Below are 19,475 nucleotides of genomic sequence, written 5' to 3'. Positions count from 1 at the left end.
CCGCTTCGCTTGCCTCCGGCACCGAATGCTCGCTCGCTCGCTTCGCGCGTCCCCGCGCGAATTGCCCGCCTCCGGCGGGGCGTTATTGGAATTGGCCTCCGGCCATTTCCAATAACGTGCGTGCCTCCGGCACGAAATGCGGCTGGTTTTGTTTTGTGGGTGGGGTGTTGGGGTTTTAGTTGAGGGTTTGTCATATTCGTTGCGGGGGGAGTTCGGGGGAATCTCCGATTCCCTCAAGTTTGGTTGGTGGGGCGGTTTTTAGGGAATCTCCGATTCCCTTGAAAACGAGGGAACTTGAATTGTATTCCGTGGAGAAAAGTAAACCACGGAATACCGGGGTGGGCAATACGGGCCCCTCCGGGGCCCGTATGCCTGTTCGGGGGTGGAGGGTTGGGCTGCCTCCGGCAGAGCGGGTGCCCCGGGGGTGGGGTGGGAGACAGACCGACAGACCGTCAGCCGGACAGACGGACGGACGGGAGGAGGGAGAAGGGAGAAGGGAGGAGGGAGGAGGGAGGAGGGAGGGCAGGGAGCTGGAGGGGTGAGAGACGGGCCCCCAGGCCCCGTCCTGCCCCTGTCCCCTCCCCCGTCCTGCCCTCCGGGCCGGACACGCCCCCACACACCCACGCGCCAGCGCGGCGGCGCAGCCGACGCGCAGCACACACACCACAGCCGCCCCCAATCCCCGAAGCCCACCACCCCACCCACCCCCGCACCCATTCCTCACTCATCCTTCAACCGGCGTGGCAAAAGTGGCAGCAGAGGGGATGTCAGACCCCCGACCACGCGCGGGAACCTTGGTTGACCTGCGGATACGCCGACCCTCCCGGAGAGGCTCGCGCAAGAGATGTCGCAAGAGATGTCGCAGGAGTAGCCGCAAGAGAAGTCGCAAGAGATGTCGCAAGGTTCGGCGTTTCGGGTGTATCCCGGGACCGAACAGTGTATTATTGATTTCGTAGTCAGGCGGCAACCTGACTCAGTCTCAATCACCAACACGAGGAGCACCCTTGAACACGGAAGCGGAGACCGTTGACGCGGTAAGCCGACTCACGATCCACATTGCGGGAGAGCACGAGACCGACGCATCTATCGGTTTGACGCTCATCCCCCTTCTGAAGATCCCCACGGCCATCATCGAATTCCGGCACCCTACCGGCGCGCGCGTTTGGTGGGAAGGCTGGTGCGAGGCCGCCGCAATGCTCGACAGGATCTTTCCCGAGCAGGTCGACGCGGGAGAATTGCGCGAACCCGAATTGACCATCAATTCGTTCGTGATCCTGGACGATGCGCCCCGACGCGCGAAGATCCGGGCCCGCAGCGCGGCAGTGAGCCCCGACGGAATCGGCGCACTGTCCGTCACCGTCGGAGGTCTAACGATCGCGTGCGCGTCCCGCGCGGCTGTCGAGTGCCAGGTGCGCGGGTGGCGCGAGGCGTACGACATGTTCGCCAGCGACGGAGGGTTCGGACTGCCGTCCGCCGACGACGTGGCCGCGCGCGTACGAGCCGACCACGCCCGCCACGGGGCCAACGAGCTGTTGACGGCCGCCGAGGAGCAGCGGGCAGCCCGGACGCAGTGACCCGCCCAGGGTGGGGCGGCCACCGGTCGCCCCACCCTCCCGGAGCAGCAGCCACCAGAGGGAGGACAGCATGACCGCCACAGGACCGATCAGCCGAGGGCAGCGGGTACGCATCGAGCGCAACCCGACCCGGAGTCTGGCCGCCCACGCCCGCCCGAGGACCGCCAACCGGCCCGCCCCGTGGCCCGAGGTATGGGAAGGCACCGTGTTGCAAGTGGCGTACGAGGAAGACGAGTTGACCGGCGTCGAGATCTACGGCAAGCGCGAGAGCACCGGCGAGACGAAGCGCGTGACGTTCAGCCTCAGCCGGAACCCGTTCTTTCGTACGAGCGTGACGCCGGTGGAGTCGCCGTAACTCACCAGGCCCGGGGGGTGATTGAGGGTTTGACGATCACCCCCCGCAAGAGTGTATTATTGATTCTGCAGGTGAGCGGCAACTCACCCGCCACCAACTCAGCAACCCAAGGCAGGGAACGATGAGCGAGTACCACGACCACGTACGGCAGACCCTCGAAGGGCAGAACGTCGAGCCGAGCGAGGATCTCGGCATTGACGCGATGCGGTGGACCCCCGCCCCCGTCAGCAACGCCGAGACGGACGACGCGATGCAGTCCGCCGCCGACACGGCGCACGCGTTGCTCGACCGCGCGGCAGATGCCTATCTGTCTCTCCTGAACGCCGTTCTCGGCGACGGGACACACCACATGGTGGCCAACGCCAGCACACCGCACGGTGACCTCACCGAAGGCCAGGAACTCACCGTCATCGGTGACGCCGTGGTCATCAACGAGGAGGCATCCATGCGGGTGTGCGCCGTTCTCGCCGCCGCCATGGTCGGGTGCGCGACCGGTGCAGTCGTCGTGCGCACGTTCGGCCCCGACGGGTCGGAGTTCGTACGCGGCTGGAAGGTGCGGAACTTCTGGCTTCGGCCGATCACCGCCGAGGAGATCCGGCAGGCGTACACCGTCGACCCCGCCACCGGCGCGCCGTTGGCCCCCGAGCCGGGAGTCGAGTTCCGGCAGGCCGAACGAGTACCCCGCCCCGAGGACCAGGCCGAGACGACCGCCCGAGAGGCCAGCCGCACCGCACCCCGGGACAACCGCCCGCCCAACCGCCGCAACTGAGCACCACCCCGCCCGGGCCGGTCGCCCGACCGGCCCGGGCGGGCACACCCTGCCTTCCCCTGCCCCACCTCCCGGTGTGAGCGGCAACTCACCCGGCACCAACCCGACCAGGAGTGACCCAGCATGACCACGACCACGCACCCCGCCAGCAGCACGCGCACCCCCGCCCAGGAGCCGGCCCCGACCCCTGCCGAAGCGCCGGCGCCCACCGCCCCGCCCGCCGAGCAGCTCCGCACCGCCGACGCCCGGGGCGTGGCCCTGCCGCGCAACCTGGTCCGTCTCACCGCCCAGGCCGAGGAGGCCGGATGGACGGCCACCGTCGAGACGCAGCCCGGACACTGCGCGCTGCTGCTCACCGCCCACCAAGAGGCCGGGGAAACCGTCCTGCGCTGCGTGTGGCGCCTCACCGCCCGGGGTCACCGCTGGGACGGCGCCACCCTCACCCGCTACGGCCAGACGGCCGCCCAGGGCATCGCATGGCGCGCCGTCGCGGACCTGGTGACCGCCGAGGCGCCCACCGCCCTCACACAGCCGACCGCGCCGGACCGGGCGGACGCTCCGGCGCCCGGTCCGGCCGAGACCGCGGCGAAGACTTCGGCCCCCCGGAAGCGTGCCCGTAAGGCGCCGTCCGTGGCGGAAGTCGAGCGTGCGCGTAGGGCGGCGGAGGAGTGGCCGGAAGCGATGGAAGCGCGGTCGCTGGGCGACCGCTACGAAGGGGAGTTCCGGCGCTCCGACCTGCTGTCGGAACTGTCCGTGTGCGGTGAGCGGTTCCCGTTCCGCTTCCATTTCGAGTCGGGCGGCGGACACACCGTGAGCCTCCCGACGGGGGACGTGCGCGGTACGTGGGGCGAGGTCACGGGGGCCGCTATCGCCTACGTGATCGCGGAGCGTCCCGCGTCGGTGCTGAGGGCAACGGCCGAGACGGCGCGCGTGTACGGCATCCATGCGGAGCGCGCGGCGGAGAAGGCGGAGGAGAACGCGCAGACGGCCGTGTCGGTCGGCATGGCGCGCGCTGCCCTGGAGGCGGTCCGTGCGTTCGCTCAGCGCATCGACTGGGACGGACTGACGGATGAGCAGTACGACAGTGCCCGGGGTGCGGTTCGTGAGGCCGAAGAGTGCGCAGAGGGCGCAGAGGGCGCAGAGTCCGCGTACGGGCAGGACGACGTCGACACGGCCCGTTGGGAAGCGCGTGACGCTCTCGCCGTCGTGCGTGAGTTCGGGCTTGACGTGCCGTCGGCTCAGGAGTGCGCGGAGTGTGCGCCGGAACCGCGCGCGGTTGCTGGGCGGGTGCGGCCCCAGGCGTCGGCGTTCCTGTTGCGTATCACCCGCCCCGGTTGGGAGGGACCGGTCGAGAAGGCCGAGGTTTCGGCCGGTGACACTCCGGCCGGTGGCGGCGTGGCACCGGACGTTCCGGCGGAGGAGGTTGAGGGGGGCACGGTGACGGCGGCGGACGCCGGTCCGGCCGAGGGTGCGCCGGAGCGCCCGGCGGTGCTGCCCGACGTCGTGTCGGACCCCGGCGGGGTGGACGGGTGGGAGACCGACGGGGGCGCGGTTGAGGCGTTGCCGGTGATCTGCCACGGCAACGGCGGTGTGTTCCCTGTGGCGTTCCGTGGCCCGTATGAGGGCACGGTGCGGGTGTCGCGGGCATGGCTGACGGAGCGTGCGCGCCGTGCGCTGACCGTGGCGCGTGAGCGGCTGACGGTGGCGGAGGAACACGCGGAGACGTGCGCGGCGTGGCGGCGGGATGCGTCCGACCTTCACCAGGAAGTACGCCGGTCGGCTGGTGTGCTGGGTGAGCGGGTGGTGGTGCATTACGAGACGTCCGGCGGGTGGTCGGAGCGTGCCCGTGAGGCGTCGTGGGCGGCGGATAGGCGGCGGATGGACGCGCGGGACGCGGTCCGGCGGTGTGAGCGTGAGCTGTCCGCCCTGGAGGCGGAGGCGGCGGAACCGGGGCGCCGGTCGGGGTCGGCGCGTGCGTTCCTGGCGCGTGCCGTGTCTGGGGATGTTCCGGCCGGTCGTGGGGCGTGGGTGTCCGCCGACGGCGGTACAGCGGTGATGTTCGAGCTTCCCACAGACGTCGACGTGAACCCGGACGTGAGGCACGGGGAAGCGAACGAGCAGCGTCGGGCATTCGTTGACCTGTTGGCCGATGCCGTGGCCGCGCGGGATGAATGCCGCGCGCTGATCGGCCGTGACCTCCCGTCGAAGAAGACGCACGGGCGTACGGGCGGGACTGAGAAGGGGCAGGCGTCCGCGTCGGTCAAGGCTCTGGTTCAGCCGTGGAAGGCGCCGAAGATCCCGGCGGCGGGTAAGGCGCCGACGCTGGCTCAGTTGGAGGACTGGCAGGACGGTTACGCGGGTGCGCCGGTCGTGGCGGAGACGGAGGCCGCGCCGGGTGTGTGGCTGCCTATGGCTGCCGTGGCGTTCGCCGAGACGGCGACGGCGAACGGGTGGACCGTCGCAATGCAGCGCCAGGGCGCCACGGTGACCGTGCGCGCCGGGGGGCGGGCCACGGGCAAGGTTCCGGGGGAAGTGCGCGCGGTGTGGTCGGCCGGTCTGTACGACGTGACCGCGTCGGGTGCATGGGTGGACGGGGTCCGGCTGGAGACCGTGGCGACGCTTCACGCGGTGAACGCCACGGTTGCTCAGGAGTGCAAGGCGCCGGGTGTTCTGGCGGAGGACGCGCGGCCGGACGCGCCCGCGGATGCGGTCGACCTGGACGGGTGGGAGGGCGAGGGCGGAGCGCTCGCCCGGGATGCCGGAGAGCTCCCCCCGCCGGCACCCCGTGACGAGGTGCCCGTGGGGGCGGCCGACGTGGTGTCCGACCCGTCCGGGGTGGACGTGTGGGAGGCAGAGGGCGGCGTGGTGCCGGACGTCGACACCCCGGCCCCCGTCGCGGCGGCTGTGGCGGTTATGCCGATCGACTGGGCGAAGCCTGCCGGGCGCGGTGACTGCGCGGCGGCGAACACGTGTGGCGGGTTCGGGGTGCTGCTGTGGGACGTGCCCGGCTGTGCTCCGCGCTGCGCCGAGTGCGCCGCAAGGGTCATGGGGCACTCCCCGGCGGCGCTGCGCGCGCTCACCCTGCCCGGGGACGTCGTGGAGGCGGAGGAGGAGGCCGAGGCGGCGGACATCGTCATCCGGCACACCCACGAAGACGGCACCACCGTGGAGGGCTCCGCCAGGGGTGACGGGGTGTGGGAAGCGTTGCGCCCGCTGGGCTGGACCTACCGGCGCAACCCCGGAATCTTCATCCGCGGCAGCCGCTACAAGGGCGCCGACCGGTGGAAGATCAACCGGGCAGCGGACGCGGTACGCGCACTCGGCCTGTCATGCGCTGTGGTGATCGAAGAAACCATGTCGTTCGCCGAGCGGGAGGCCGCCCGCGTGGACGCGGCCGAGGAACGGACGGAGCGGTACGCGGACCGGGCCGGACGTGCGGCGGCATCCTCGCAGGCTGCGCGGGATGCCTCGGACCGGATCGGCGAACGGTTCTGGATGGGTCAGCCGATCTTGGTAGGCCATCACTCGGAGGGGCGCGCCCGCAGGGATCAAGAGCGCATGCACAACGCGATGCGTAAGAGCATCGCCGAGGGCGAGCGGGCCGGTTACTGGGCATCCCGCGCTCAGGCGGCGGAGGCTTACGAGCGGTACCGGAAGAACCCGGGCCGCACGCTGCGCCGTATCGAGAAGCTGGAGGCGGAGCGGCGCGGCGTTCTGCGGGAGCGTGACGGCGTTGACGACAAGGGCCGTAAGGCTGATGTGTGGCGACGCGAGCCGTCCGAGGCGCACCGGGAGGAGCTGACGCGCCGTCTGGCCGAGTACGACGAAGAGCTGACGTACTGGGCGGAGACGATCAAGGAGGCGGAGCGGCGCGGCTTCAAGGTGTGGGGGCGGGCCGACTTCGTGAAGGGCGATTTCGCGCGGTGGCGGGGGTCCTGGTACGAGGTGACCCGGGTCAACACCAAGACCGTGACCGTGCCGCACATCCACGCCGCGTTTGACGGCGGCACCGTCGGCGCCGTCGGCGGCTGCCGCGTGGTCACCCGCGCGGCAACGGCTGAGACCCGGCACCAGGGCAGCACGTACACGCTCCCCTACAACGAGGTGAGCGGGCGTATGTCGGCCGAGCAGATGCGGGCCGCCCTGACGGGCGAGGTGATCCCCGCCGACCCGCGCGACATCACCCCGGAGCCCGCCCCGACACCGGGTTCATTGCCGCCGACGCCGCCGGCCTGACCGCCACCACGCCGACCCCTACCGCCTGAGCACCCATGGCCGGGCGCCCACGGCGCCGGCCGCCACCCAGGATTCCTCAGAGGAAGCACAGCTATGCGACTGAGCAAGCGCCGAGCGACCACCCTGAACCGACGCGCGCGGTTTCTGCACCAGCACCGGAAGCAGCGGGGCACGTTGCCGTGTCTGGAGACCGGCGGGACCCAGGTCTACGCCTACTGGAGCTGCGGTGAAGGCCTGGTGGTGTCCGTCCATCTGGACACCGGCGAGGTACCCGGCGACCTGATCAGCCCGGATGGAACGATCCCGATCCGGATCACGGTCAACGGTGAATGCATCTTCAGTGCTGACTGATTCGGCGGAAGCGTTGAACCTCCCCCCGCAAGCGCGTATTATTGATTTCAGAGATGAGCGGCAACTCATCCACCACCAACCCAACTCGCAGCAGAGGTACAGGGCATGGACTACATCGACACCAAGGACGTGGCCGCCGAACTCCGGAACCGCCTGAAGAGCGCGTTCCCCGGCGTGAAGTTCAGCGTGCGCAAGGGCACCGGTACCGCCGCCGCGTGGATCTCCGTCTACTGGACCGACGGCCCTTGCACGGCCGACGTCGAAGAGCACACCCGCCCCATGCAGGGCGCGCAGTTCAACGGCATGGAGGACCGTTACGAGTCCACCGACAACACGGTCACCGTCACCGTCAAGGGTCGGAAGGTCACCGGTAAGCCGCTGGTCGACATCAACACCCACCGGGACGTCTCCGATGACGCACTGAAGGCCGCCGCCGCCCTGTGGTCCGAGGCCCACGACGGCACCGAGCCGCCCACGAGCGGCATGCTCGACGCCTGCGTCATCGACGGCCACGTCATCAAGGAGAACTGGGCCCCGCAGCAGATGTGGCAGATCGCCAGTGACATCGTCCTCCCCCAGCGCTGGGCCGCCGCCAAGGAGCAGGCCGCCGCCCAGGCCGCCCGTCCGGCGAGCGCCCACGGGCAGGGCGAGGAGGCCGCGGAGGGGCTCACCCTCACGCACACGGACGAGGACGGAACGACGGTCACCGGTACGCGTCTGGGCGACGGCGCCGCCGACGTGCTGAAGCGTCACGACTTCAAGTGGCACCGCAAGAACCAGTACTGGTACGCCCCCGGCACCCGCCACAAGGAGGCCGACACCGGGTTTATCGCCGCCGTCGCCACTGACCTGCGCGCCGCCGACCTGACCGTCACCACGGCGCAGCCCGAGGCGACCCCCAGCGCCTGAACCGTCCACCCGACCGGCCGGGCGCCCCAGGCGCCCGGCCCACGGAGCGGAGCCCTCATGTCCATGCACTCCCCCTCTCAGTCCACCGGCGACCGCTCGCACCCGCGCGACACCGCCGCCAGCCCAGGCACGGTCGAGGCCTGGGAGACGGACGGTGGAGCCTGCGCCGGCCCGCAGGCAGCCCCGACCGCCCCCTGCCGCGCCCGGCGGATGTTCATCGCCCGTTGCGCAGTAGGCGCGTCCGGGTACCGCACGGCTGACGGCCTGGCCCTGACGGTGCACCGCGCCGAGGAGGACGGCGGCCCAGCTCTGTGCCGCGCCGCCCCGGCGTGGTGGGAGCCCGTAGACCTCGGACAGGCCCTGCGGCGGGTGTCCTGTCACGACTGCACCGAACTGTGGATCGAGCGCGCAGGAATCGGGCCCCGCTGGCAGGTCGCCGACTGCATGCGATGGAGGGTCTACCGGACCGAACGCAACCGCTACGGCACGCCCGTCAGCGTGTTCGACGGCTACGTCACACGCTGGGACCGCGTCATCGCCCACCGCCGGTGGTGCTTCTACCACTCGTCCACCACGGCCGGTGTCCGCATCTCCGCCTACCCCCGCGACGGCGACGAGCGCAAGGAGTGGTGGTTCCCCGCCGCACCGCAGCCCACGCCCACCGACACGTAGCACGAGGGCGCGCACCGCCCCTCTCCCCGCCGGTCCGGACGGCACCTGCGGACCGGCGCCCCACACCACCCCCGAAAGGCAGCACGTCATGGCCGGAAAGCTCAGCAAGGAGCAGACCAAGCGACACAACCGAGCGTGCGAACTGGTCGACAGCGACGGCGAGTTGACCGAGACGGAGCGCGAATTCGTCCTCGATCACTTCCACGAGTCCGCGAACACGGGCCGCACCCTGGACGGCGCGTTCTTCACCCCGGCCGAGCTCGCCGGCGAACTCCACCTCGTGATCCCGGGCAATCGCATCATCGACCTGTGCGCGGGCATCGGCCGCCTGGCCTGGCACGCCCGCGACCTGGTCACCCGACACTTTGAGCGCCTGCCCCCGCGCGAGATCGTGTGCGTGGAGAAGAACCCGGAGTACGTGAGGGTCGGGCGGCGCGTCCTGCCGGAGGCCACGTGGATCTGTGCTGACGTGCTGGACGTACCGGGAATGAACCTCGGTCCCTTCGACTGCGCGATCAGCAACCCGCCGTTCGGACGGATCAAGCGCAGCGGCAACGCCCCCGGCTACCGGGGTCCGTTGTTTGAGTTCCACGTCATCGCGGTTGCCGAGACCCTGGCACGGCGGGGCGCGTTCATCATCCCGAGGGAATCGGCCCCGTTCCGCATCGAGGGCGGTTTCGTGGATCAGGACTCACCCGCGTACGAGCGCTTCCACCGCGAGAGCGGGATCACGCTCCGCCCCAGCCCCGGGATCCCCACCGACCTTTTCCGCGACCAGTGGCGCGACGCCTCACCGGCCGTCGAAATCGTCCTGCACAACCGCGACGAAGACGAGCTGGAGGCCCAGGCCGAACAGGCCGCCCGCGCCCGGCAGTCGGCGAGCGTCCGGGCCCATCGGTCGAGGATCGCTGCTGCCCCCACCCCCAAGGCCGCACGGGACACCGGGGCCAGGGAAGACGCGGACACCTTGTTCTGAAACCGCTTGATCACTGACCGTAAGGGTGTATTATTAATTTTGAAAGTGAGCGGCAACTCGCTTCCGTCACCAACTCCCACAGGAGGACGCACGATGACCACGATCCGCCGCAACTGGACCAACCGCGTTGCACAGATTCGCGCAGCGGCCCGGTCCTGCCGTGCCTACGACTCCGCGACCGGCAACATGGTGCCCGTCGACCCGGCGCGCGCATTCGAGGCGTGGGAGACCAAGCCGCGCACCCGGCTCACCGAGGACACCCCCGGGCAGAAGTGGACCGTCCACGTCCACTCGAACGAGTTCTACACCCTCACCGCCGAGGCGCCCGCCACGTCCGAGGTGGGCCCCGTACCGACCGACGAGGCCCCCGCGCCCGCCGACCATGCCGGGGAGCCCAGCCCGGCCGGGGCGCAGGACCACCGCGCGGCCCGCGCCGTCACGCGCCGCAGGCGGACAGCCGAGGAGCGCGACAGCCTGCCCGGCCACCTGCCCGCCCTGGCAGTCGATCTCGTGGGCAAGACCGTGCGCGTCAAGCTCGCTCAGGGCTACAGCCACGAGCAGATCCGGGACGGGTTCGAGCAGGAGCACGCCGAGGCCCAGGCCGCCGGGGACACGGAGAGGGCAAACGGCCTGGCAACGATGCTCGCGGTGCACGCCGTGATGGCCGACGAGGCCGCCGCCAACGCGCCCACCGGCCCCAGCTCCCCGCCGCAGCGGCCCGCGTCCCGGCGCGCGGCACGCGAGGATGAGGTGCTGTCGCGCATCGACTCGGTTCTGCACGACGCCGCCGTGACCGACGACCCCGACGTCAGCGACGACGCCATGCGGTCCGTCCCCCTGGCCGACCCGGGCGAGATCATCCACGCCTACACCCGCGCCCAGGCCCTGGCGGACGGCGTCCTGGTAGCCGCCGACGCCGACTTGGCCCGGGAGGCCGGCTTCCGCGTTCCGGTCGCCCTCACCAGCGCCGTATGGGAAGGCTGCGTGGCCTGGAACGAGGGCGACAACGAGCGGCAGACGCCGCAGGACGAGCGCGGCCGCCTGTGGGACGTGCTGACCATGACCCGCCACGCGATCCGGCGCAGCGGCGGGGGCGGCGGTCAGGTCACCGTCGACCTGCGGCGCGTTCCGCGCGACGGACGCACCCAGCAGGCCCGCCCGGTCCAGCTCGTCTGCGCGATCGGTCCCGGAGACCAGGGCGAGCCCGTGATCACCATCATGGAGCCCCACGAGGACTGATCATCCGGCCAGCCCGGGGGCGCAACGCCCCCGGGCCCCCGACCCGAGAGGACCGCCGCCCATGACCACCCCCGCAAGCGTGGCCGCCCGCGTCGCCGAGATCCTCGGCGGCGACTGGAAGGCCGACTCCGGGCCCTGGGAGACCTACGGCCGCCTGGACGCCCCCGACGCCGACACGTACACGCTCCACGTCGACGACCACGGCGAACTGTGCCTGTGGGCGAACCTCGACCCCACCGGCGAGATCGCCTCGTTCCGCAAGGTGCACACGCCCGAGGGAATCGAGGCGATCGCCGAGGCCATTGCGGAAGCGATTCGCCAGCACCACACCGCCGCCGACCAGGACTAAAGGCCTTGCCCCCAACCCAAAAGAGCGTATAATTGATTCTTGAGGGCAAGCGGCAACTTGCTCGACACCAACCGATCGCACGAGGAGCAATCCGTGAGCGACACCGCAACAGCAACGGCACCGATGCAGCGGGTCACCCTGCGTCTGGGCCAGATCCGCGTCAACGAGAACAACGTCCGCCAGGACCTCAACCTGGACGAGAAGTTCCTCAAGTCCGTCGCGGCCAACGGCGTGAAGGTCCCCGTCGTGGTCCTCCCGCTCGGCGAGGACACCTACGAGCTGAAGATGGGGCACCGGCGCTACTTCGCCGCCCGGGCCACCAAGGAAACCGAAGGGGAGCAGGACGCGATCGAGGTCCCCGCGTACGTGCTCGACCCCTCCCTGCGCGAGGCGGGCGAGGACTTCATCGACCAGCTCATCGAGAACGACGACGACTACCGCCGGGGCCTGACCGAGCTGGAGCAGGCCGACGCCCTGTTCGGCGCAGTCGGCGCGGGCATGAAGCAGACCAGGGTCGCCCAGCTCACCGGCCGGTCCCGTACCGAGGTCTCCCGCGCGGTCAAGACCGCCAAGGCCGTCGGCGAGCGGACCCGTTCGGCGCTCGCCGAAGTTGGAACGTACGACCTCGACCTCGAAGTGCTCGGTGTGCTGGGCGAGTTCGACGGCGACCCCGCCGCCGTAGACCGACTGCTGGAGGCCTACCGCGCGGGTCGCTTCGAGTTCCAGGTGCAGTGGGAGCGCGACGACCGCGAAGAACAGCAGGCCCGCGCGAAGGTCCGCCCGCAGCTCCAGGAGGCCGGGGTGCGCCTGGCCGAGGACGCCGACACGCTTCCGCCGACCGCCGAGCTGCTCAGGGAGCTCCCCGGCCCGGACGGCGAGCCGCTGAGTGCCGAGGCGCACGCCGAGTGCCCCGGCCACGTGGCGACCTGGGCCGAGAACCCCGGCGAGCCCGGCGAGGTGGACTACTTCTGCACCGACCCCGACCGCTTCGGCCACCTGCCGCCCCAGGAGGACGACCAAGAGGCGGACGGCGACGGGAACGAGCAGCCGACCCAGGCAGCACAGCCCAAGCCGTCGGAGCCGTCGCGCGAGTACGTCAAGGCGGGCAACAAGGCCTACCGCGCCGCCGAGGCGACCCGTCAGGCGTGGCTGAAGGACCTGATCAGCCGCAAGAGCGCGCCGAAGCCGCTCGCCGCGTTCGTCACCACGCAGCTCCTGACCTGCCCCAAGCCGGTGGCTCAGTGGGTGGGTGACGTCGGCCGCCGAAAACTGGTCCAGGAGCTGACCGGCTACGACAACCCCGCCGAGCGTGCCGCGACGGCGACCCCGGCCAAGCTGACGCTGCTGAACTTCGCGGTGCTGGCCGCGACGTTTGAGAAGCGGATGAGCGAGACGCGGACGTGGCGCACCGACAGCACCGCTCGTTCCGCCGTCTTCGAACTGCAGGAGATCCGGGGCGACGCGCGCACGTGGCTGTCGTTCCTCGCCGAAATCGGCTACCCGCTCTCCAGCGTCGAACAGGCCATCGTCGACGACGAGCCCTACCAAGAAGGCGAGCCGGACACGGCCGACGCCGACGGCCAAGCCGACGAGGACACCCCGGACGACCCGGAAGCCGTGAGCGTCGAGGACTCCGAGGACGCGTCCTGACCTGCTGCCCGGGCCGGACCTGACCGGTCCGGCCCGGGCCCCCTCCCCTCTCTGCGCGCCGCCCGCCCGGAAGGCCTCGCCATGCTCCACTCCGAACTCCGCCTCAGCGCCTCTCTGTTCGTCGCCCAGGCCGCCGTCAGCAACCACACGGGCCTGATCGCCCGAGCCGGGCTCGCCATGCCGGCCGCGCCGTTCGGCTCCCCCGCCTGGCAGCTGCCGTCCCTGGTCGCCTACCTTCACCGCCTCCACCAGGACGAGGAGGACCCCTCCCCCGAGCTGTGGCGCGCGCACACCGAACGCCAAACCGGCCCCGTTCCCCGGCCCCACCGCCGCTACCAGGCTGACGGCTTGCACGACCCGGACGCGGTGTGCGTGCTCGACATCCAGCTCGGCCCGCGCGACGAAGAGACCGGCTGGCCCGCCGCCGACCTCGCCGTTATCCAGCAGGAGGGGGGCGCCTGCCCCTTCGGGCGCGTCACCCGCCGCCACGGGGTCGAAGCCATCTCCGCGTACGCCGCCGAGGAACTGACCGCCGAGCATGCGGCCCTGATGGACCGTGCCCGCCAGCACCAGGACGCCTACTTCGTGCGCCTCGCCGACCTGGCCCAGCGCGCCGCCGACTGGGCCGACAAGATCCGCGCCGCCGCGCACGCCGATGCCGTCCACGTCCAGGCCGACCGCGCCCGGGCCCGCATCACCCGCTGACCACCCCGACCGCCCCCGCCGTCTGCCGCTTGTGGAGGCCTGCGCCATGTACGCGTTCGAACCCGCCTCGCCGACCTATGCCATCTCCGACACCATCGTCGAACACCACCTGCGCGGCCGTGACCGGACCCGCGCCGACCTGCCCGGCGGCTACCGGCTGACCCTGCGCACCCGCGAGCTGCACGGCACTCTTGAGGCCGCCCTGGCCGCGCCGTCGCCCGCCGGCCCCGCCCGGATCTGCACCGCGCGCGTCAGCGCGCACACCCCGACGCCCGTCACGTCCCGCATCCTCGACGCGGTCACCCGCTACGCCCCGGCCCTGCCCAACGCCCGTGATGCCCGCCCGCCCCTACAGGCCGTTGCCCGCCTGCTCACCACCGGCGCCCCCTTCCAGCGGCCCGACCAGCCAGGGCTGTTCGTCCAGTTCGGCGATGCGGAAGCCTGGCTGGAGGGCAGGCGGCTCAGCGTCACCCTGGGCAGTCCGGACAGCGGACTCAGCCTCGTCCTGGGCGGACCCTGGGACGCGCCATCCACCGCCCGCCTCACCGCCGCCGTCCTGCGCGAACTGACCGATGCCGAGCGGCTCGCAGGCAAGGTCGCCTCGCTGCTGGAGCGCGGGCCGTGGCAGGTGCTGTCCGACCAGTGGCACCCCGACGCCGCCCTTGTCCTGCCCGCAATCCGCCGGCCCGACCCGGAAGACCCGCTCGGCCGCCGCATCTCCCGGGCCCTGCGCGAGGTCCAACACGCGCTGCACTCGGCACGGCCGGACTGGGACTTCCAGGGGATGGTTTCTGCCGAGGGATCGGCTGTCGCCCTGCGCGTCACACCGCGCGCCCTCGCCGTTCCCCGCATGGTCCGCAAGGTGGTGGGCGACGGCGCCTTCGACCCGGACGAGTTGGGGAACACCCGCACGACGTTCCTCCCCGCCGACCTGCCCGCGCCTCCCGACTTCGCCCCGGTCCTGCCTCCCGACGAAGTCCCGTCCCTGGACCTCCATGTCGCGGCGAAGGACGAGCGCTACCTGTACGGCGTGAAGCTGGAACTCGGCGACTGGTCGTACGTCCTGGACGGCAAGCGCGTGTTCTACGGGCCCGGCTGGTACCCCTTCCATGAGCACGTGACGCGCTGGGAGAAGGACCCCACCGCCCCGCTCAACGACCGTGAAGTGCCTACCGGACGCACCGTGCCTGCCCGGGTGCAGCTCTCCCCCGACGTCGAGAACTTCTCCTGGCGCAACGAGTACGTACAGCTCACCCCCGTCGACCACCGCGTCGAAGCCCGGCTGCACCTGTACGCCGGCCAGGAACAGGCCTACACCCTGGTGCGCACCGTCACGCTGGAGATCGATCTGCGGGCGAAGCGGGTGATGCTTCCCGCCCAGATCCCTGCGGCCCTGCGCCACCAGGCCGAGGTCAAAGGCGGCCGCATCCTCGATCTGCTGCTGGCCGCGCGCCGCGAACGCCGCCAGGGAGCAGCTGAGCCGCGGGCCGTCCTCGGTCCCTGGGACCGAAGAGACCGAGACACCGCGGACGCCTGACACCGTCGCCGACCGCGCGAGTCACACAGCTCGCATCGCGCTTCGCCCCACCACCGGCCCGGGGCACCGAATCCGGACCGGCCCCACCAACCCACCCGAGTGCAACCACCAAGGAGGTTCCCCGTGAACTCCACCGCCCCGACCACGCATCCGTCCACCGCCTACGACCACAGCGCCGGTCCCCCTGAACTCCAGGTCTCCGGCGAGGTGGGCGGCCGGACCGCTGTCTTCACGCTCCGCCCCAAGTTCGCAGACTCCGTCGACCCCGGTCCGCTGCTGGGCGTCGCGGTGCACGTCGCCACCCACTTCCGCATCCCCCTGACCTTCACCGCCACGTTCAAGCAGGCTCCCGGCGAACGGTGGGAGCTGGTCCGCGTCCTATGCGACCAGGACGACTACCTCTCATCGGTCCGGACGATGCGCCCGCAGGTCGCGCCGGCCGCCGCCAAGGTGCTGCTGGAGCAGCGCGCGCAGATGGAACCGCTCCTCGCCATCGCCCGTGAGCGCCAGGCCGCGTACGCCCTGGCCGAGGTGTACCGGGCACGAACCGCAGCGGCCGACGCTCACCGCCGAGCGGACGCCGCCGAGGACGAGTTCACCCTGTTCAACATCACTGAGGAGCGGGCCGCCGAGGTGCTCGGCCAGATCTCCGGGCGCCCCGGCCCTCTGCCCCACTCCGGTCCTCCGGTCGTACGCAGCACCTCCTACGGCCGGGTCCTGGTCCTGTGTCCCGTCGGACACCTGGTGCAGTCCGTCAAGGCCGAGGACTGGAGCGGCTCGCAGCTCGCGGCCCGGTGCGCCGATCCCACCTTCACCGTGACCTGCCACGGCCAGACCGGCGAGCCTCTCCCCCACTGACCGCCTTCCGGGCTCGGGGCGGCAACCCCGAAACCGGCTCCGTTCACCAACTCGAAGGACCCTCCCGTGAACGCTGTACTGACCGCCCCAGCCCCCCGGATGCTGACGCCACCGGTGGACGCCGAGACGTGCACGTGCACGCCCGCCGTCCGCTACGCCTGCGGCCACTGCTACCACGACCAGTGCGTGGACTGCGGGTTCTGCACCATGGGCAGTTGCGTGTGCCGCTGCGAGTACGGTCTCGGATTCCACCCGAGCGACTCTCCGGCCGAGGGGCCGATGTTCTGGATCGGCGGGCACCACGCGAAATGGCTCTCCACGTGGGGCGTGCCGATGTGCGTCTCACGCTCGACACTGGCTGGCCGTGCGACGCTGCCGCGCGCCGCGGATGCCTGGGTGTGCGATTCGGGTGCGTTCTCCGAACTCGGCGACCACGGCGGCTGGACGGTCAGTCCGTACGCCTACGTCCGGGAGCTGCGCCGGTATCGCGACGAGATCGGCCTCCTGGTCTGGGCCGGCCCGCAGGACTGGATGTGCGAGCCCGACATGGTCTCCCGGACGGGCCTGTCGGTGCGTGAGCACATCGACCGCACCGTGGGCAACTTCGTCGACCTGATGGCCGAGGAGCCCGGTGTCGACATCATCCCGACTGTCCAGGGCTGGCGCCCAGCTGACTACGAGGCCTGCTTGGACCTGTACGACAAGCGCGGCGTACGGCTGGCGGACTATCCGCTGGTCGGGGTCGGCTCCGTCTGCCGCCGCAAGTCGGTCAAGGACGTCGAGACGGTACTCGCCACCGTGGCGGCCGCCGGTCTGCGCCTGCACGGCTTCGGGCTGAAGACCCAGGCGCTCGAAACGTGCGCCGAGTATCTCACCTCCGCCGACTCCCTGGCCTGGTCACGCGACGCCCGCTGGTCCGACCCTCTACCCCAGTGCGAGGGCAAGCACAAGAGCTGCTCCAACTGCGTGCACTGGGCGATGCGCTGGCGTGAACGCGTCCTGGACGTGCTGCACGCCCCTCGTCAGCTGATGCTCCCCACCTCGACCACCACCTGACCCGTCGTCGGCAGCACCCTTTGCCGTCGACCTGCCCGCCGGTCCCGGGGCGGCAACCCCGGACCGGCCTCTCTCACCAACCCATCGCCCCTGAGGGGAACGCCCTGTGATGTCTGTGTATGAACAACAGCCGCTCGATCTCGGCGCCGTCTCCCAGCGGTGGAAGAACCGCCGGCACAGCTGGAGGCCGAGGAGTGAAGGCGGATTCGACCCCGCCCGCTACCACGTCCGCGAGATGCCGAACGAACTGGTCCACACGGCGAGGGCCTTCGTCCGCGCCCACCATTACAGCGGTTCATGGCCCGTCCGTCCGCTTCGCCTATGGCCTCATCGACACCGCCGCTCCCCCGGCAGGCCAGCTGGTGGGAGTGCTCACCCTGGGCATCCCGACCCAAGTCGCCGTGCTCACCTCGGTGTTCAACCGGCTGGTGCCGTGCGAGGAGTCGCTGGAGCTCAACCGGCTGGTGCTGCTCGACGCGGTACCGGCCAACGCGGAGACGTGGGCGCAGGCGCGCGTCTTCCGGCTGGCGGCCGCCCGAGGCGTCCTGGGGGTCGTCGCGCACAGCGACCCCGAGCCCAGGACACGCCTCACCGCCCATGGCCCCGAACTGATCTTTCCCGGTCACTACGGGACGATCTACCAGGCCAAGGGGATGGACTACCTGGGCAAGACGCGTCCGCGCCGCCTGACCATGCTTCCCGACGGCTCGGTCCTTCACGACCGTGCGATGTCCAAGGTCCGCAACGGTGAGCGCGGCCGCTGCGGGGTCGAGCGGCGCCTGGTCGCCCTTGGAGCCCGCCCACGACAGGAGGGCGAGCCCGGCCAGGCGTGGCTGGAGGAGGCCCTGCAGGCCGTAGGGGCGCGGGTCGTATCCCACGGCGGCAACCACCGGTACGCGGCGTACATCGGGCCGCGCACCGGCCGCCGGCTCACCGCCACCGCCTACCCGTACCCGAAGGCCGACCAAGGGGGTGCGACCGCATGAACGCCGCACACCGGCCGGGCACTGAGGATGTCGAGCTGGTCATCAACTGGGGCCTGGGGGTCGACTCGACCGCGTACCTGGTGAAGATGCTGGAGGACCCGGCCGCCCACGGCGTCGACCTGGCCCGCACCATGGTGATGCACGAACTCACCGGGGACGAGTGGCCGGCCACCCGCGCCCACGCCGAGCAGTACGTGCTCCCGCTCCTTCGCGAGCACGGTGTCCGGCTCGTTCAGGTCGCCCGGGCCAGCCGCTCGTTGGAGATCACGGTCATGGACGACTCCCGCCAGCCCAAGCAGATCATCGAACGCGGTCCCTGGGCGCTGTGGGACGAGTACGAGACCAACGGCACCGTTCCCCAGCAGGGCGGCATCCGGCTCTGCAGTCTGCACGCCAAAGGCGAGGTCGGCGACGCGCTGATCGCCCAGGAGATCGGCGACCGGCCATTCAGGCAGGTGATGGGGTTCAACGCCGACGAGACCGGCCGCAGCCGCCGGGACAAAGCCGCCAGCAAGAACCCGCTGCGCCAGGGCGTGTACCCCTTGATCGCCTGGGGATGGGGCCGCGCGCGGTGCGAAAAATTTCTGTACGAGCGGTTCGGGGTGCGGTGGGAAAAGAGTTACTGCAGCTTCTGCTGCTTCCCAGTCTCGATGGGTGCCATGGCCGACCACCTGGACCGGATGCGGGCCCACCCGGACATCGCCGGACGGGTGCTGCGCCTGGAGTACACCTCAGTCAGCCTCAACCCCAAGGCACAGTTGTTCGGCCGCCACAGCCTGCTGGAACAGTTCGACCCAGGCCGGGCCGCCGACCGGCCCGTCCTCGCCGCTTTCGAGGAGGAGCTCGCCTGCCCGTGGGCGCTATATCACGTACGGCGCATCCTGCCGGTCTCGAAGGCGGATCCCACCCGACGCGGGAGGCCGATGCGCTCGGTGGAGCGGGTGCATATGGGCCGCGCGTCTGCTCTGGGTCGCAGGCTGCGCACCATCTCGGAGCGGCACGGCTATCCCGTCGAGGTCGACGAGCGCTACGGGCGGGTGCGGACGTGGATGCGGCGCCGGGAGGCTGAGCTGCCGACGGTGGAGGAGCTGATGGTCACCGCGCCCTACCACGTACAGAACAAGCAGGTGGGGCACTTCGAGCGGGAATGGAGGGCGTACTCGTGGCGGGGTCTGCGCCGGCGAGATTGACAGCCACCCACCAAGCGCGCAATATTGATTACGCGAAACCAGCGGCAAAAAGCGGTGGCCAGC

The 19,475-nt window shown here is 70.9% G+C and carries 17 protein-coding genes; all 17 read left to right on the top strand.

Annotation, left to right across the window (positions count from 1 at the left end; genetic code table 11):
• Positions 1–1,004: 1,004 nt before the first annotated feature.
• A complete protein-coding gene (locus ACZ5C2_RS35025) occupies positions 1,005–1,574 on the top strand; it encodes a hypothetical protein (protein WP_468800367.1) in 570 nt (189 codons plus the stop codon).
• A gap of 70 nt (positions 1,575–1,644) precedes the next feature.
• On the top strand, positions 1,645–1,929 hold the full coding sequence (locus ACZ5C2_RS35020) for a hypothetical protein (protein WP_468800365.1): 285 nt from the start codon (positions 1,645–1,647) through the stop codon (positions 1,927–1,929).
• Positions 1,930–2,050: 121 nt separating this feature from the next.
• Entirely contained in the window at positions 2,051–2,698 is a 648-nt protein-coding gene (locus ACZ5C2_RS35015) for a hypothetical protein (RefSeq protein ID WP_468800363.1), read from the top strand.
• A 123-nt stretch (positions 2,699–2,821) separates the two neighbouring features.
• The gene (locus tag ACZ5C2_RS35010; RefSeq protein WP_468800361.1) at positions 2,822–6,934 is read left to right on the top strand and encodes a DUF3560 domain-containing protein; all 4,113 of its coding nucleotides are present in this window, start codon (positions 2,822–2,824) and stop codon (positions 6,932–6,934) included.
• Between the two features lie 93 nt (positions 6,935–7,027).
• Positions 7,028–7,285: a hypothetical protein gene (locus ACZ5C2_RS35005; protein ID WP_468800359.1), complete on the top strand. Its 258-nt coding sequence runs from the start codon at positions 7,028–7,030 to the stop codon at positions 7,283–7,285.
• Positions 7,286–7,390: 105 nt separating this feature from the next.
• Positions 7,391–8,194, top strand: a complete 804-nt coding sequence (locus ACZ5C2_RS35000) for an LPD29 domain-containing protein (protein ID WP_468800357.1) — start codon at positions 7,391–7,393, stop codon at positions 8,192–8,194.
• 57 nt (positions 8,195–8,251) lie between these two features.
• Positions 8,252–8,866: a hypothetical protein gene (locus tag ACZ5C2_RS34995; RefSeq protein WP_468800355.1), complete on the top strand. Its 615-nt coding sequence runs from the start codon at positions 8,252–8,254 to the stop codon at positions 8,864–8,866.
• A gap of 88 nt (positions 8,867–8,954) precedes the next feature.
• Entirely contained in the window at positions 8,955–9,842 is an 888-nt protein-coding gene (locus ACZ5C2_RS34990) for a class I SAM-dependent methyltransferase (protein ID WP_468800353.1), read from the top strand.
• Positions 9,843–9,935: 93 nt separating this feature from the next.
• Complete coding sequence (locus tag ACZ5C2_RS34985) at positions 9,936–11,081, top strand: DUF6573 family protein (protein WP_468800351.1); 1,146 nt, start codon at positions 9,936–9,938, stop codon at positions 11,079–11,081.
• 61 nt (positions 11,082–11,142) lie between these two features.
• Positions 11,143–11,430 (top strand): hypothetical protein, encoded by a 288-nt coding sequence (locus ACZ5C2_RS34980; protein ID WP_468800349.1) that lies wholly within the window; start codon positions 11,143–11,145, stop codon positions 11,428–11,430.
• A 93-nt stretch (positions 11,431–11,523) separates the two neighbouring features.
• Positions 11,524–13,080 (top strand): ParB/RepB/Spo0J family partition protein, encoded by a 1,557-nt coding sequence (locus ACZ5C2_RS34975; RefSeq protein ID WP_468800347.1) that lies wholly within the window; start codon positions 11,524–11,526, stop codon positions 13,078–13,080.
• An 81-nt stretch (positions 13,081–13,161) separates the two neighbouring features.
• The gene (locus tag ACZ5C2_RS34970; protein WP_468800345.1) at positions 13,162–13,785 is read left to right on the top strand and encodes a hypothetical protein; all 624 of its coding nucleotides are present in this window, start codon (positions 13,162–13,164) and stop codon (positions 13,783–13,785) included.
• Between the two features lie 46 nt (positions 13,786–13,831).
• On the top strand, positions 13,832–15,322 hold the full coding sequence (locus ACZ5C2_RS34965; protein ID WP_468800343.1) for a hypothetical protein: 1,491 nt from the start codon (positions 13,832–13,834) through the stop codon (positions 15,320–15,322).
• 123 nt (positions 15,323–15,445) lie between these two features.
• Entirely contained in the window at positions 15,446–16,180 is a 735-nt protein-coding gene (locus tag ACZ5C2_RS34960; RefSeq protein WP_468800341.1) for a hypothetical protein, read from the top strand.
• A 66-nt stretch (positions 16,181–16,246) separates the two neighbouring features.
• The gene (locus tag ACZ5C2_RS34955; RefSeq protein WP_468800339.1) at positions 16,247–17,236 is read left to right on the top strand and encodes a deazapurine DNA modification protein DpdA family protein; all 990 of its coding nucleotides are present in this window, start codon (positions 16,247–16,249) and stop codon (positions 17,234–17,236) included.
• 362 nt (positions 17,237–17,598) lie between these two features.
• A complete protein-coding gene (locus ACZ5C2_RS34950; RefSeq protein WP_468800337.1) occupies positions 17,599–18,222 on the top strand; it encodes a Mom family adenine methylcarbamoylation protein in 624 nt (207 codons plus the stop codon).
• A complete protein-coding gene (locus tag ACZ5C2_RS34945; RefSeq protein ID WP_468800335.1) occupies positions 18,219–19,412 on the top strand; it encodes a hypothetical protein in 1,194 nt (397 codons plus the stop codon). The genes ACZ5C2_RS34950 and ACZ5C2_RS34945 overlap by 4 nt, the downstream gene beginning before the upstream one ends.
• Positions 19,413–19,475: the final 63 nt, after the last annotated feature.

The organism is Streptomyces sp. NPDC031365 (assembly GCF_055569765.1).
Note: the sequence above shows the minus strand (reverse complement) of the source record. Positions and strands in the feature narration are given on the sequence as shown.